Here is a 13,874-nt window from a genome sequence, read left to right as displayed (position 1 = left end):
GAATGCCTGACACAGAGGTAACCGGGCCCCGATCCGGTCGTCAACCGACACCCGGACAACTAGCCGCATCGACGGATGCGGGCGGTCGCGCACCGGCTTTCCTATACAATCTGAATACTTCAATGGGGCAATAGAAATGGACTGCGATGGTTGCGCGGAGTGAGATCGGCGTCGGAGTGCTCGCCCGTGCGGTGGCGATCCTCGACGTCGTCGAGTCGAGCCCGATGGGCGCGAGCGACCTCGCCCGTGAACTCGACCTGTCCCTCTCGACCACGTACCGGCTGGCCACCGACATGGTCAAGCACGGCCTCCTGCGCAAGGATCAGGAAGGCCGTTTCTATCTGGGTCAGCGATTCGTCACCACGGCGTTGAGCGACCTCGCGATCCCGGCGCTGCGGGAATTGAGTGAAACGACAGGGGAATCCGCGCAGTTGTGGGTTCGCCGGGGCGAATCCCGTCTCTGCGCCGCGAGCGTCGATTCCCAGCACGAACTGCGGGTGGCACTGCCCGTCGGAACGTTGGTCCCGCTACCGCAGGGGTCGAGCGGCCACGTGTTGTCCGGAGACTGGGAGGCCGACCCCGAAGCCGTGAAATCGGGTTGGTGGGTGTCGGTTTCGGAACGGACACCGGGATCCGCGTCCATCAGTGCGCCGGTCCGCAGGCATGGCGAGATCGTGGCCGCCGTGTGCGTGTCGGGTCCCGAGGGGCGGATGGGGAAGAACCTGGGTGCGTCGATGGGCCGCGCAGTCGTCGCTGCCGCGCGGCAGATCGAGAAATCCGTTCCGGGCGACTGAGCCGCTCAGGCGATGTCGAACGTGGTGACGTCCGCCGATCGATGTTGCTGCGCCAGTTGACGGTAGACCGCGGCGTTGGCGGCGTTGTGGGCCACCTCGTCGTCGGTCAGTTCGCGACGCACCTTCGCTGGCACGCCTGCGACGAGTGAGCGCGGCGGAATTTGCGTGCCCTCGAGGACCAGTGCGCCGGCCGCGACCAGCGACTGCTCGCCGATCACCGCACCGTTGAGGACGGTGGCCCCCATGCCCACGAGGGCGCCGGCCCCCACGGTGCAGCCGTGCAGGACGGCGTTGTGCCCCACACTGACGTCCCTGCCGACGACGACGGGGAAGCCCGGGTCGACGTGAACGGCCGCCCCGTCCTGGATGTTGCTGCCCTCGCCGAGGGTGATGGAATCGCAATCGGCACGCAGCACCGCGCCGTACCAGACGCTGGTCTCCGCGCCGAGCGTCGTGGCGCCGATCACCGCGGCCGTCGGCGCGACCCAGGTGCTCTTCTCCGCGCGCGGCGAACGTCCATCGATCGCAACGACGTGTGGTTCTCTCACCGTGTTCTCCTCCTGTCGAGCAGCGGAATCCTGCTGCATTGCGCAGCGTCCCGTCGTCCATTGTCGTGTGGTGCGGACTCCGGGCATTGCCAATTGTGACTGCTGCCACTACCGTCATTCTTATCAGACGGGAATCTAACTGCCAAATAATGAGAATTAGCAGGTTAGGAGCCCAGCCGTCATCCAGTTCAGATCGACGAGGGAGAACTCTCACATGCAGGTCCCAGAGAACGGCCCACTGCACGGCATCCGTGTGCTGGAACTCGGCAACTTCATCGCAGCCCCCATGGCGAGCCGCATCTTCGCCGACTTCGGCGCCGAGGTGGTCAAGATCGAGCGACCGGGCGTCGGCGACGAACTGCGGGGTTGGCGTCGCCGCCGTGGCGCGACGTCGATGATGTTCCGCACCATCGCGCGCAACAAACGGTCCGTCACCCTCGACCTCCGGACCGACGAGGGCCGCGCGATCATTCTCGGCCTCGCCGCGAAGTCGGATGTCGTCATCGAGAACTTCCGTCCCGGAACGCTCGAGCGGTGGGGCATCGGTCCCGACCAGCTGACGGCCGCCAACCCCGACATCGTGCTGGTCCGGATCTCCGGCTACGGGCAGACCGGCCCGTACCGGGAGCGCACCGGATTCGGCGGTGTCGCCGAGGCCTTCGGCGGGCTGCGGCACGTCACCGGCTACCCGGACCGTCAATCGGTCCGGGCGGCCGCCCCCATCGCCGACACCCTCGCCGGGCTGCACGGCGCGATCGGCGCCCTGATGATGTTGCTGGCCAAGGCGAGACAGGGCGATCACTCGACCCCGCGGGTGGCGGACGTGGCCCTGTACGAATCGGTGTTCATGGCGATGGAGTCCCTCGTTCCCGATTACGACGCGTACGGCATGGTGCGCGAACGGACCGCGGGCAACCTGCCCGGCGTGGTGCCGAGCGGTGTCTATCCGTGCGACGGCGGCTCCGTGATGATCGCCGGTAACTCGAGCGGCGTGTTCGGCCGGCTGATGCAGGCCGTGGGGCGCGGCGATCTCGCCGACGATCCCGAACTGGCCGACGGGGATCAGCGATTCCGGCGGGAAGCCGAACTCGACGACGCGATCTCCTCGTGGACGTCGCAGCGGCGTCCCCGTGACGTCGTCGCCGAACTCGGCGCCGCAGGCGTGCCGGTGGGCGAGGTGTACGACGCGGTCCAGATCGCGGACGACGAGCACTACAACGCCCGCGGCATGTTGCAGAGCCTGAAGGTGTCCGTCGACGGGGAACCCGAAGAGGTGCGCTTCCCCGGAGTCGTCCCGCAGCTCGACGGCGAACCCACCCAGATCCGCTGGGCCGGACCCGAGCTGGGTGAGCACACCGACGAGATCCTCGGCGGATTGCTGAACCTGTCGGGCGATCAGCTCGACGACTACCGCGCCCGCGACATCGTCTGAATCGGAGAAGTGAAATGACAGTCACCATAACGGATGTCGTACTGCGGGACGGACTGCAGGACGAGAACGCGGTCGTCTCCACCGACCGCAAGATCGCCGTCGCGGACGCACTCGTCGCCGCAGGCGTGAAGCACATCGAAGCGGCATCGTTCGTTTCGCCCACACGCGTCCCGCAGATGGCGGACGCCGACGACATCATCGCCCGGCTGCCCCGCACCGATCCGTCGGTCACCTACAGCGCACTCGCACTCAACCCGCGTGGGGTGCACCGCGCCGCCGCGACCGGCATCGACGAGATCCAGGTCGTGACGTCCGCCAGCGCCGGGCACAGCACTGCGAACACGGGCCGGAATCCGGACGAGGCGCTGACCGGACTCGCCGAGGCATTGCAGAAGTACCCGGACCGGAGTTTCCTCGGAGGTGTGTCGACCGCGTTCGTCTGCCCGTTCGAGGGCATCATCGCCCCCGCCGCGCTGGTGCGGGTGGCGCGCGCGATGGCCGCGATGGGTGTACGCAGGCTCGGGCTGGCCGACACCCTGGGAACGGCCACCACCGAGCAGGTGCTTGCATCGGTCGGGGCGGTGCGCGACGCCCTCCCCGACATCGAACTGAGCCTGCACCTCCACAACGCGCACGGGCAGGCCCTCGGCACCGTGATCGCCGCGCACCGGCACCTCGGCATCACGCACTTCGACAGCGCCATCGGAGGGTACGGCGGCTGCCCGTTCGCCCCGGGCGCCCACGGCAATCTCGCCACCGAGGAACTGGTAGCGCATCTCCACGCGCACGACATCGACACGGGGATCGATCAGCAGGCCCTCGGCCTCGCCGTCGGCACCGTGAAACACGCTCTGGCCCAAGCTCGGCCCCTCTCCGCAGTGTGAACTGCGAACTCACCCCGAAAGGCCGACCATGGTCTACGCAATCTCCATCGTCGCTCTGATCGCGATCTTCACCGTGGCGACACTCACCCCGATCAACATGGGCATCCTCGCGTTTGCCGGAGCATTCGTCATCGGCGGCTGGGTGTCCGGGATCCCGGTCGAGGACATCATCGACGCCTTCCCCGGCAGCACGTTCATCATCGTCGGCGGCATCACGCTGCTGTTCGCCATAGCCAAGACGAACGGGACCATCGACCTCGTCATCGAGGCCTCGCTCCGACTCGTACGCGGCAGGCGGTGGGCGATCCTGTGGATGATGTTCCTGCTGTCCGGACTGCTGATGGCCCTCGGATCCGTCCTCGCGGTCGGGATGCTCGCCCCCATCGCGATGCCTCTCGCGGCCAAGAACAAGATCAACCCGTTCCTGATGGGCATGGTCATCAGTCACGGCGCCCTGGCCTGCGCGTTCTCGCCCATCAATCTCTACGGCGCATTCATCAACGGACTGATGGACTCGTCCGGCGTCGGAGCGAATCCCCTGGTCCTGTTCGCTCTGCCGTTCGTGCTCAACCTGGCCATCGCGATCGTGCTGTTCCTGATCTACGGCCTCGACCTGATCGGTCGCCGCACTCCGCGTCCCGTCGAGGAGACACCCGACGGCGGAGGATTAGGCGGTTTCTCACGTCGGCCGTCCGGTGGCGTGACTCCGGGCAACGGCCCGGGCGGGAACACCGCGACCCTCACCGATCGTGAGGTCATCGAGGAGGCGCTGATCCACGAAGGCGTGAAGCCGGTGAAGATGAATCGGTACCGGTTCGCGACGCTCGCCGGCATCGGCTTCCTCGTCGTCGGGTCGGTCGCGTTCGGAATCGACGTCGGCGTCAGCTCGATCTGCATCAGTGCGGTGCTGCTGCTGATGGCGCCCAAGTCGCACCCCAAGGTCATCGACAACGTGGCATGGCCGGCCGTGGTGCTCGTGTGCGGGATGCTCACCTACATGGCGGTCATGACGCAGAACGGCACGCTCGACTTCCTCGGCGATGCGGCGTCGGCTCTCGGATCGCCGTTGCTGACCGCGTTGATCCTCTGCTACGCGGTTGCGATCATCTCCGCGTTCGGATCGTCGATCGGTACCCTCGGCATCGCGTTGCCCCTCGCCGCGCCGATGCTCGCGATGGGAGAGGTGGGCGCCGTGGGATTCGTCGCGGCCCTGGCATTCTCCGCGACGGTGGTCGACGTCAGCCCGTTCTCGACGAACGGCGTGATGGTGCTCGCCAACGCACAGGTCGAGGACAAGGGTCGTTTCCAGCGCAAGATGCTCGCCTACTGCGGTCTGATCGTGCTGGCGGCCCCGATGTTCGTCTGGGCGCTGGTCGTCGTGCCCACGTCCGTGTAGGCCGGCCCGGCCGTGCCGGTCACCGTTTCCCGCGGTGACCGGCACGTCTCACGGTGCAAGGGTGGGCACGGTGAACTTTGTGTACTTTAAGCTTCATGTAATGGACTGTTGTCCAATAGTTTTCGATTCAACTGGTCGAAAAGCACTGTCACAGTGACACATGCCACAAGATCCCGTCCGTTTCGGGCGTCTCGTCGTTCTCCGCCCGTAAGGTGTCGTCATGTCGATCCTCGAGAACGAGAAAGCACCCCCATCCGGTGCCCCCGCCCCCGGACCGACCCTCGGCGAAAGGTTGCGAGATAACGCGCGATACGACCTGCCCGCGTCGCTGGTCGTCTTCCTCGTCGCACTACCACTGTCGCTCGGTATCGCGATCGCGTCCGACGCCCCGATCATGGCGGGGCTCATCGCGGCGATCGTCGGCGGTGTGGTGGCGGGTTCCATCGGAGGTTCACCGCTCCAGGTCAGTGGTCCCGCCGCCGGATTGACCGTGGTGGTAGCAGAATTGGTCGCCACGTTCGGCTGGAAGGCCACATGCGCGATCACCGTCGCGGCCGGATTCCTTCAAATCATCTTCGGACTCAGTAGAATTGCCCGTGCGGCCCTGGCCATCGCGCCGGTCGTCGTCCACGCCATGCTGGCGGGTATCGGAATCACGATCGCCCTCCAGCAGATTCACGTCCTACTCGGCGGTAGCTCGCACAGCTCGACCGTCGAGAACATCACTCAGCTCCCCGGCCAGCTGACGTCCGCCCGGTACAGTGACGTCCTCGTGGGATCGGTGGTCATCGCCGTCCTGCTGTTCTGGAAGAAGATCCCCGGCAAGCTGCAGGTGCTCCCCGGCCCGCTGGTCGCCGTCGTCGCCGCCACCGTTCTCTCCCTTGTCTTCCCACTCGACATCGATCGAATCACGTTGGACGGCTCCCTGTTCGACGCCGTGGCACTGCCTTCGATGCCGGAGGGCCCGTGGCTCGCAGTGGCCACCGGCGTACTCACGGTCGCGCTGATCGCGAGCGTCGAGAGCCTGCTGTCCGCGGTCGCCGTCGACAAGATGCACGGCGGCACGCGTTCGGAGTTCAATCGTGAACTCGTCGGTCAGGGCTCGGCCAACATGATCTCGGGTCTCATCGGCGGCCTGCCGGTCACCGGTGTGATCGTGCGCAGTTCCACCAACGTGGCCGCCGGGGCGCGCACCCGGGCGTCCGCCGTGCTGCACGGCGTGTGGATCCTCGTCTTCGCCGCGCTCCTCACCGGACTCGTCGAGCAGATCCCGATGGCAGCGCTGGCCGGCCTCCTCATCGTGATCGGCATCCAGCTCGTCAAGATGGCTCATCTGCGGACGGCCCGGCGCACCGGCGACCTGTGGGTGTACGGCGTGACCGTGGCCGGCGTGGTCTTCCTGAACCTGCTCGAGGGCGTGATCATCGGTCTCGCACTCGCGGTGGTCCTGCTGTTGTGGCGGGTCATCCACCCCAAGATGCGGGCCGAACCTGTCGGCTCCGAGGATTCCGGGCGGTGGCGCGTGACCGTCGAGGGGTCGTGCAGCTTCCTGTCCATGCCGGCGTTGACGGGGCTCCTCGCGAAGGTGCCCGGGGGTGCGCACGTCACCGTGGAACTGGCGGTCGACTTCCTCGACCACGCCATGTTCGAGGCGATCGACGACTGGAAGCGTCACCACGAGCGGAACGGCGGAACGGTCGTGATCGATGCGCTCGGCCCCGTCGACATGGACGCCGTCGGCGCGTCCCCGCCCCGGCGCGGCATTGGCGTGGTGAGCCCCCGCGGGTTCGCCCCGTGGAAGAGCTGGCAGCCGCGGCACAGCGACACCGCGGAATCCACCACCACACCGGCGGCGCTCCGACCGGTCCTCGCTGGAGTGTCGGAGTACCACCGACGGAACGCGGCTCAACTGCAACCGCACCTCGACGAACTGCGGGACGGGCAGCGCCCCGACTCGTTGTTCCTCACCTGCTCCGATTCACGCATCGTGCCGAACGTCATCACCAGCAGCGGTCCGGGAGACCTGTTCACGGTGCGCAACGTGGGCAACCTCGTCCCGATCGGGAAGCAGGACGTCTCCGTCGAGGCCGGACTGGCCTTCGCCCTCGACGAACTCGAGGTCAGCTCGGTGATCGTGTGCGGCCACTCCGGCTGTGGCGCGATGAAGGCCGTGCTCGCAAATGCGCAGCCCGAGAACGACAGATCCGATCGCGACGCCGTCGAACAGTGGCTGACGTTCGCGCAGCCGAGCCGCAACGCGTTCCTCAGCGGTCATCCGGTGGCGCGGGCAGCGGCCGAACTCGGATTCGACGAGGTCGACCAGCTGGGCATGGTGAACGTGGCGGTCCAGGTGCAAACCCTCGGGCGCCATCCCCTCGTCGGCGCGGCGGCGGCCGAGGGCCGAGTACGCGTCGCGGGAATGTTCTTCGACATTCCGTCCGCGCGCGTCCTCGAGATCACCTCGACCGGTGTGTCCTACCTGGACCACATCCCCACATGATTCAGAGGAGATGGACCCTCTTGTAGAGGCGCTTGGACGGGCCGCCGACGAGGCCGACGCCATCGAGGAACTGCATCAACTTGGAACCGGACGTACGAACGGTGTCCTTGTAGTGCTGGTTGTTCTTGGCCTCGGCGGCGGCCCGCTCCGGGTCGAGTCCGGCGTTCGCATACACGTCCTTGCGGATCATGCTCTTCATCACGAAATACACGACCACCGCGGTGTTGAGGCGCTCGAACTGCAGTCGTGCCCAGCTGGCACCCTCGATGCGGCGTCCGACCTCTTCGCGGGCGAAGCGGATGTGGCGGGCCTCCTCGAGGACGTGGATCTTGCTCACCGTTCGGGTGACGGGCTGCACGCGTTCGTCCTTCATGAAGTCGCGCTGCATCATGTCGAGGATCTCCTCGGCGGCCATCACACTGGCGTACGCGTTGGCGCCCCGGAAGAAGCCGCCCCAGATGCGTCCGAGCTTGTGGATCGCGGGGTGCGGGCCGTAGCTCGGCATGTTGAGGCGTTCACCGGCGCGGGCGAACATCACCGAGTGGCGGCATTCGTCGGCCACCTCGGTGAGCGCGAACTGGACGTGGCGCGAGTGCTTGTCGCGGCCGTACACGTCACGCAGCAGCATCTGCATGAGCAGGATCTCGAACCACAGTCCGACGCTGGAGACACTGGCGGCCTCGTGCTTGGTGAGTTCGATCTTCTGCTCTTCGGTCATCTCGTCCCACAGGGCGGTGCCGTAGAGCGTGCTCCACTCGGGGGTGAGACCGAACTTGTCGTCGGGGATCGGTGCTTCCCAGTCGACCTCGACCATCGGGTCGTAGGACTTGCGTGCCGACGACGCCAGCAAGCGCTGGGCGGTCTCTTCGCGGTCGGAGACGACGATCGATGCGGTCATCACTACCCCTTGATCTGTGACTAGGCGGCCAACTAACTGTGACATTCAGTAACTGATACTGAACGATACAATGACGGCGGTCACAAGGGCAATGTTCGCTCAGTCGACGTCGGCCAGTTCCTCGTCCTTCCACGGCGCCGGAGACGACCCTTTCCGGCCCGGCGCCCACACCGCGAGCACGACCGCGGATGCAAAGCACACGCAGGCCAGGGCGATGGACGCCTCGTCCATTCCCTCGAGGAACGCTTTCCGGGCGAAGCTCGCGAGCTGCTCACCCTGCGGTCCCGCCGACTGGGCGACGTGCAGCGCGGCGGCCAGGGAACTCGACACGGGCTCCTTCGCGACGTCGGGGACGGCGTCGACGGCCGGCTGGACGTGCCTGCCGTAGCCCGCGGCCAGGATGCTGCCTGCCAGTGCGACGCCGATCGCCGCCCCGATCTCGCGTGCCGTGTCGTTGACGGCGGACGCCACTCCCTGTTTCTCGTCAGGAGTGTTCTGCACGATCGCGGTGGTGGCGGGTGCGGTGCACAGGCCGATGCCGAACGCGGCCACGACCAGCGGCAGAGCCACCTGGGGGTAGCTCGAGTACTCGTCGAGCCGGACCATCAGCAGGATTCCGACACCGAGAATCGCGGCGCCGACGGAGAGCAACGGGCGGAGGCCGACATAGGGGAGGACGAACGGCATCCCCACGGACAGCATCATCACGGGTACCGCGATGGGGGCGAGCGCGAGCGCCGACTCCAGCGGCGAGTAGCTCAGCACCAGTTGCAGGTACTGCACCGCGAAGAAGAAGAGCCCGAGGATGGCGAGGAACTGCACCAGCAACGACATCGACCCCGACCCGAAGGCGCGGTTGGCGAAGAGCCGCACGTCGAGGAGCGGATGCTCGCGGCGCAGCTCGACGAGCGCGAACGCTACCGCGGCGGCGACGCCACCCGCCATGAGTCCGACGACGGTGGGATCCAGCCAGCCGCGGTGCGGCGCCTCGATCGTGCCGAGCACGAACAGGCCCACCGCCGCCGCGATCGTCACGGTGCCGGGAAGGTCGAGCGGTGCCTGGTCGGTCTGGCGTGAGGAGGCGATGGTGAATCCGGTGAGGAAGAGGACGCCGGACACCACGGCGAGGCTCACGAAGATCGCCTTCCACGACCACTGTTCGAGCAGCAGTCCCGAGACCAGCAGTCCGGCGATCGCGCCCGACCCGGCGACACCCGACCAGATGCCGACGGCCCGGCCGCGCTGGGACAGCGGGAAACCTGCGGTGAGCAGCGACAGCGTCGCCGGCATCACGAAGGCTGCGCCGATGCCGGCGACCGCGCGGGACCCGATGATCCACTCCGGGCTGTCGTTCAGGATCGGAATAGCGGCACCCAGGCCGAAGATCAGCAGTCCGAACATGAGGAGGCCGCGGCGACCGTACCGGTCGCCGAGCGCGCCAGCCGGAAGCAGGAGGGCGGCCAGGGTGAGGGTGTAGCCGTCGACGATCCACGTCAGCTGGCTCTGGGTCGCGCCCGTGTCACGCGCGAGGTCGGGCAAGGCGGTGTTCAGCGCGGCCATCGCCGCGACGACGAGCGCGACCGCGCAGCACGCGACGGTCAGCATCCAGATCTGCCGAAGGGTCCAGCCGGTGGTGTTGCTCTGTTCGATGTCCTGCGGTGGTGCGGAGTCCCGAGAGCGCACGATGTAGTCCCTCCGTGGAAGTAACGAGACTGCCAGTATCGTTGGTAGACTGACAGTTCACAAGAGGTCGGGCAGTGGCAGGAACAGGCGGTGCAGATGACCGAGCAGGATCCCCGCAGGCAGCGCTCTCGCGCGAGACTTCTCGACGCCGCGACAACTCTTCTCGCGAAGGGTGGCACCGACGCCGTGACGATCGACGCCGTCACCAAACTCGCGAACGTCGCTCGGGCCACGCTCTACCGCCATTTCGACAACGGCACCGAACTGGTCGCCGCGGCCTTCGGGCGGCTGATCCCACCCGCGCCGACAGTGCCCGCCGACGGCGACCTCCGTGACCGGCTCGTCGAGTTGATGGTCAGTCAGGCGAAACTGATCGAGAGTGCCCCCATGAACGTGACGGCCATGTGCTGGCTCGGCATGGGTCCGGCATTGGACGACTACTCGAGCGCGGCCGCCGTCGAGGCGGACAAACCGGAACTGCGGACGCTGAGGCAGACCATCGTCGAGCAGTACCGGGCGGCGTTCGACCAGGTCTTCGGAACACCCGAGGCGGCCGAACGCCTCGGCGAATTCGACTACGACCTCGCTCTCGCGCAACTCATCGGACCACTCGTCTTCACCCGGCTCGCGACCCTGACCCCACTGGGACGGACCGCGTGTGAGCAGATCGTCGACGACTTCCTCGCCGCACGCGCCGCCCAGGTCGCCGCCGGTCCGGCCACGCCGGCGCTCCTTGAGATACCGCCTGCTCAGGCATTGTGACGTCGACAGCTCCGCACGTCGTCATTACCGTGGCACGTGCGCGCGGCACCGGATGCCGCGCGTATCGAATGAATGGTGTGGGAAGGTTTCTCGATGATCACTGATGCACTCAACTGGCTCCTCGGTGCTTGGGGCGGCGTCGCCGCCGGCAGCAGCGGATACTCCATCCCGCCCGGAACCCTTCCCTTCGGAAGCTGACGGTCGCTAGGCGTCCCGGTCTCGGCGCAGCACGAACTGTTCGAGTCGTCGAATCCCTCGAACACGTCGTGGGCGTAGCTGCTTGAGGTAGTAACCGGGAGCGTCGGCGAGTTCGTGGGCGAGCGCCTCGTCGATCAGCACCGTGCCGGGACGCGCCGAACCGGTGAGTCGCGCCGCGGTGTTGACGACGGAGCCGTAGAGGTCGCCGAACCGGACGAGCACCGGACCCATCGCGAGTCCTACCCGCAGTTCGGGGTCCGTCTCGTCCGGCAGAACCTGCTCCCGCAGCTGCAGGGCGATCTCCGCCGCATCGGCCGGCGACTCGACCGCGAACATCACCTCGTCGCCGACCGTCTTCACCACCCATCCCTGATGCCGGCCGATGACCGACGTCGACGCCGACTCGAATCGTTCCAGAAGGTCGCTCAGTTCCCGGGCACCGAGCTGACGGGTCAGCGACGTGTACCCGACGATGTCCGCGAAGCCGACCACCAGTTTCCGGCTCGCGACCTCCTCGCCGGGATTCCCGACGTTGCGACCGGTGGTCGAGGCGATGTGCCTGCGCCACACGTACGCCTGCAACGACTCGACCGCCGGAAGGATCTCGGCGGTGAGTTCGCGCACCTGCTCCCGGATGGCCTGCTCGTCGCTGCCCGCGGACCCCGCGAGCTGATCGACGATGTGGGTGCTGATCAATGACACCTGCCATTCGGCGAGCCGCGACATCGCCTGGCCGAGTGCACGGGCCGCCGCCACCTCGCGTTCCGGCGAGATGATCCCCTGATCGACGAGCGAGGCGATGGTGCGCAACGCGGCGGCGTCCCCCTCGGTGAACATGACGCCGTCCGGATCGGTGTCGACCGCGAAACCCATCGACACCCACAGGCGGTCCGCCCGTTCGAGGGACACCCCCGCGAAGTCGGCGATCTCGGCCCGCGTGTAACGGCGGGGACCGCCCAGAAGCGATTCCTCGAGATCGGCCTGGACGTCGCGGAGCAGGGTCGGTGAGATCGGCGTCGTCGTTGCGGTCTCGTCGCCGTTCTCCGGTGCTTCCGAGGTCACGTCGTTCCTCTCGATACGTTCGATCCGCACGCATGGTCGCCGGTGCGTCCGTCCCCCTCAATCTGCCACTGTGCGAGCCCGTCCGATGCGGAACCGTCGGTGGGGTGTGCGAGAGTTGCGGTGCTCACGAGCGTAACCAGGACACAGACCAGAAAGGACAGCGCATGCCGCCCCGTAGACGTTCCGGTGCCGCCGCACCGGATCACCTGACCGCGGAGAATCTCGAGACCCTCGCTGCCGCGATCGCGGAAGGTAAGCGGGCCACCGTGTATCTGCGCGAGGCGATGCCCAGCCTCGGGCTCGAGGCCGGAGCCTCGGCGAAAGCTATCTCGGTGCAAGGCAATACGCTCTTGATCCGCCCCAAGGGTGTCGACGACGAGCTCCCCTTCGAAGCGGAGGAGCTTCTGATGAGACGAATTCCGGCCCCCAAGCCTGCGCCCGCACCCGCCGCCCGCGCGACACCGGTCGTGCACCAGGAGATCGAGCCCGGCCCGCCCCCTGCCTCCAAGACGCCCGCCGCCAAGACCGTCGCGACGCCTGCGCCCGTTGCCACCGCGGTTCCGAAACCCGCCACGGCACCGGCCAAACGCACCAGCAAGAAGGTGCCCGCGGGAGTCAGCGTCACCATCCACGCCGGCGCCGACAACGACTGGAGCGTCACCGTCGCGCACGGAGCCAAGCGTCCGGGCAAGGCCGTCCCCGTCTCTCCGGACGCCGTCGAGCGCGCCGTCCGGGAACTCGGCGAGGAGACGGCGATCGAAGCCGTCGAGTCGATCATCGTGGCGGCACGCAACCTCGCGGCGGCCCGGGTGGACGAGCTGAGCCGGCAACTCGAGGACGCCCGCAAAGCACTGGAGGCACTCGGCGCCGTCGAGTAGCGCCCGGGTGAGTAACGGGTCGCGGTCTCTACATCGGCATTCCCCCACACAGGTCTTGCGTGGGGTGGGATTCTTATGGGGAGACACGCGGCCGTCGGGGCTCATCCGGGAAGGTTCGAAAAATGTTGAAACGATTCGCGGCGGTTGTTGCGGCGACAGCGGGAATTCTGGGATTCGTTGCGGCGGGGTCCGCGACAGCAGCTCCGGCCGCCGTCTTGGGGGGCGGTTCGGGGATCGTGGTGAACGACGAACTCGTCTGCTCACTCACCACCATCGGCCACGACAACGCGGGCAGGCTCGTCGGCCTGACGGCGGGCCACTGCGGTGAGGCGGGCTCCTACGTGGTGCCCGAAGCCAGTCAGGACAGTGGCATCGTCGGAAAGTTCGTCGTCTCCAATCCCGCTCTCGACTACGCGGTGATCCAGTTCGACCCGGCGAAGGTCGTCCCGGTCAACCGGGTCGGCGGCGTCACCATCACCCAAATCGGCGCACCGGCAGCGTTCCCGCAGGTGGCGTGCAAGGAAGGCCGCACCACGGGCAACACCTGCGGCATCGTCTACGGCGACCTAATGCAGACGGGGGAGACGTGGACCCAGGCCTGCGTGATCGAGGGTGACTCGGGCGCACCGATGGTCGTCGGCACCACCCTGGTGGCCATGGTCAACGCCTACCTCGCGGCACCGTGCATCGGCCCGGAGATCGGCACCAACCTCAACTCCATCGTCGCCGATATGAACGCGAGCGGTGGTCCCGGCGCCGGGTTCCGGCCCATCTAGGCGCCTCCGGCGCCCGTGCGTGGTTAACGAGTCTCTGGACTCGTCAACCACGCACGGGCGCGA

General features: G+C 67.2%; 12 protein-coding genes. 8 read left to right on the top strand and 4 right to left on the bottom strand.

All coding sequences use genetic code 11. The annotated features are described in order from the left end of the window. Positions 1-146 precede the first annotated feature (146 nt). Complete coding sequence (locus JVH1_RS10935; RefSeq protein ID WP_009478110.1) at positions 147-794, top strand: IclR family transcriptional regulator; 648 nt, start codon at positions 147-149, stop codon at positions 792-794. Between the two features lie 5 nt (positions 795-799). Here the strand turns inward: JVH1_RS10935 and JVH1_RS10930 are convergent, their stop codons facing one another. Further along, the gene (locus JVH1_RS10930) at positions 800-1,342 is read right to left on the bottom strand and encodes a gamma carbonic anhydrase family protein (RefSeq protein ID WP_192817862.1); all 543 of its coding nucleotides are present in this window, start codon (positions 1,340-1,342) and stop codon (positions 800-802) included. A gap of 214 nt (positions 1,343-1,556) precedes the next feature. Between JVH1_RS10930 and JVH1_RS10925 the strand changes: the two genes are divergently transcribed. The 4 genes from JVH1_RS10925 (at position 1,557) to JVH1_RS10910 (ending at position 7,554) form a co-directional block, all read left to right on the top strand. Next, positions 1,557-2,774 (top strand): CaiB/BaiF CoA-transferase family protein, encoded by a 1,218-nt coding sequence (locus JVH1_RS10925; protein WP_009478112.1) that lies wholly within the window; start codon positions 1,557-1,559, stop codon positions 2,772-2,774. Between the two features lie 14 nt (positions 2,775-2,788). Further along, positions 2,789-3,658, top strand: coding sequence for a hydroxymethylglutaryl-CoA lyase (locus JVH1_RS10920; RefSeq protein WP_009478113.1), 870 nt, complete (start codon positions 2,789-2,791; stop codon positions 3,656-3,658). A 28-nt stretch (positions 3,659-3,686) separates the two neighbouring features. Continuing rightward, on the top strand, positions 3,687-5,054 hold the full coding sequence (locus JVH1_RS10915; RefSeq protein WP_009478114.1) for an SLC13 family permease: 1,368 nt from the start codon (positions 3,687-3,689) through the stop codon (positions 5,052-5,054). 220 nt (positions 5,055-5,274) lie between these two features. Continuing rightward, a complete protein-coding gene (locus JVH1_RS10910; RefSeq protein ID WP_009478115.1) occupies positions 5,275-7,554 on the top strand; it encodes a bifunctional SulP family inorganic anion transporter/carbonic anhydrase in 2,280 nt (759 codons plus the stop codon). 1 nt (position 7,555) lies between these two features. On the opposite strand, the gene JVH1_RS10905 is transcribed toward JVH1_RS10910, so the two are convergent. Together JVH1_RS10905 and JVH1_RS10900 are read right to left on the bottom strand one after the other, a co-directional pair. Continuing rightward, complete coding sequence (locus JVH1_RS10905) at positions 7,556-8,452, bottom strand: diiron oxygenase (protein ID WP_005255915.1); 897 nt, start codon at positions 8,450-8,452, stop codon at positions 7,556-7,558. Between the two features lie 99 nt (positions 8,453-8,551). Beyond that, the gene (locus JVH1_RS10900) at positions 8,552-10,135 is read right to left on the bottom strand and encodes an MFS transporter (RefSeq protein ID WP_009478116.1); all 1,584 of its coding nucleotides are present in this window, start codon (positions 10,133-10,135) and stop codon (positions 8,552-8,554) included. Positions 10,136-10,225: 90 nt separating this feature from the next. Here JVH1_RS10900 and JVH1_RS10895 point away from each other — a divergent pair, with 90 nt between their 5' ends. Continuing rightward, positions 10,226-10,897, top strand: coding sequence for a TetR/AcrR family transcriptional regulator (locus tag JVH1_RS10895; protein ID WP_009478117.1), 672 nt, complete (start codon positions 10,226-10,228; stop codon positions 10,895-10,897). Positions 10,898-11,101: 204 nt separating this feature from the next. Here the strand turns inward: JVH1_RS10895 and JVH1_RS10890 are convergent, their stop codons facing one another. Continuing rightward, entirely contained in the window at positions 11,102-12,157 is a 1,056-nt protein-coding gene (locus JVH1_RS10890) for an adenylate/guanylate cyclase domain-containing protein (RefSeq protein WP_009478118.1), read from the bottom strand. A 164-nt stretch (positions 12,158-12,321) separates the two neighbouring features. Between JVH1_RS10890 and JVH1_RS10885 the strand changes: the two genes are divergently transcribed. Together JVH1_RS10885 and JVH1_RS10880 are read left to right on the top strand one after the other, a co-directional pair. Beyond that, the gene (locus JVH1_RS10885) at positions 12,322-13,035 is read left to right on the top strand and encodes a DUF6319 family protein (RefSeq protein ID WP_009478119.1); all 714 of its coding nucleotides are present in this window, start codon (positions 12,322-12,324) and stop codon (positions 13,033-13,035) included. 122 nt (positions 13,036-13,157) lie between these two features. Continuing rightward, the gene (locus JVH1_RS10880; RefSeq protein ID WP_009478120.1) at positions 13,158-13,811 is read left to right on the top strand and encodes a S1 family peptidase; all 654 of its coding nucleotides are present in this window, start codon (positions 13,158-13,160) and stop codon (positions 13,809-13,811) included. The last annotated feature ends 63 nt before the right edge of the window (positions 13,812-13,874 follow it).

Origin of the sequence: Rhodococcus sp. JVH1 (genome assembly GCF_000280725.2) — a bacterium.
Classification (GTDB): Bacteria; Actinomycetota; Actinomycetes; order Mycobacteriales; family Mycobacteriaceae; genus Rhodococcus_F; species Rhodococcus_F jostii_A.
The sequence above is the reverse complement of the archived record's forward strand: the minus strand, read 5'-3'. Positions and strand labels throughout refer to the sequence as shown.

Bases quoted from the DNA above. Each gene is read 5' to 3' on its own strand.
- JVH1_RS10935 (WP_009478110.1), top strand. From the start codon at position 147: ATGGTTGCGCGGAGTGAGATCGGCGTCGGAGTGCTCGCCCGTGCGGTG.
- JVH1_RS10925 (WP_009478112.1), top strand. From the start codon at position 1,557: ATGCAGGTCCCAGAGAACGGCCCACTGCACGGCATCCGTGTGCTGGAA.
- JVH1_RS10920 (WP_009478113.1), top strand. From the start codon at position 2,789: ATGACAGTCACCATAACGGATGTCGTACTGCGGGACGGACTGCAGGAC.
- JVH1_RS10915 (WP_009478114.1), top strand. From the start codon at position 3,687: ATGGTCTACGCAATCTCCATCGTCGCTCTGATCGCGATCTTCACCGTG.
- JVH1_RS10910 (WP_009478115.1), top strand. From the start codon at position 5,275: ATGTCGATCCTCGAGAACGAGAAAGCACCCCCATCCGGTGCCCCCGCC.
- JVH1_RS10905 (WP_005255915.1), bottom strand. From the start codon at position 8,452: ATGACCGCATCGATCGTCGTCTCCGACCGCGAAGAGACCGCCCAGCGC.
- JVH1_RS10885 (WP_009478119.1), top strand. From the start codon at position 12,322: ATGCCGCCCCGTAGACGTTCCGGTGCCGCCGCACCGGATCACCTGACC.
- JVH1_RS10880 (WP_009478120.1), top strand. From the start codon at position 13,158: ATGTTGAAACGATTCGCGGCGGTTGTTGCGGCGACAGCGGGAATTCTG.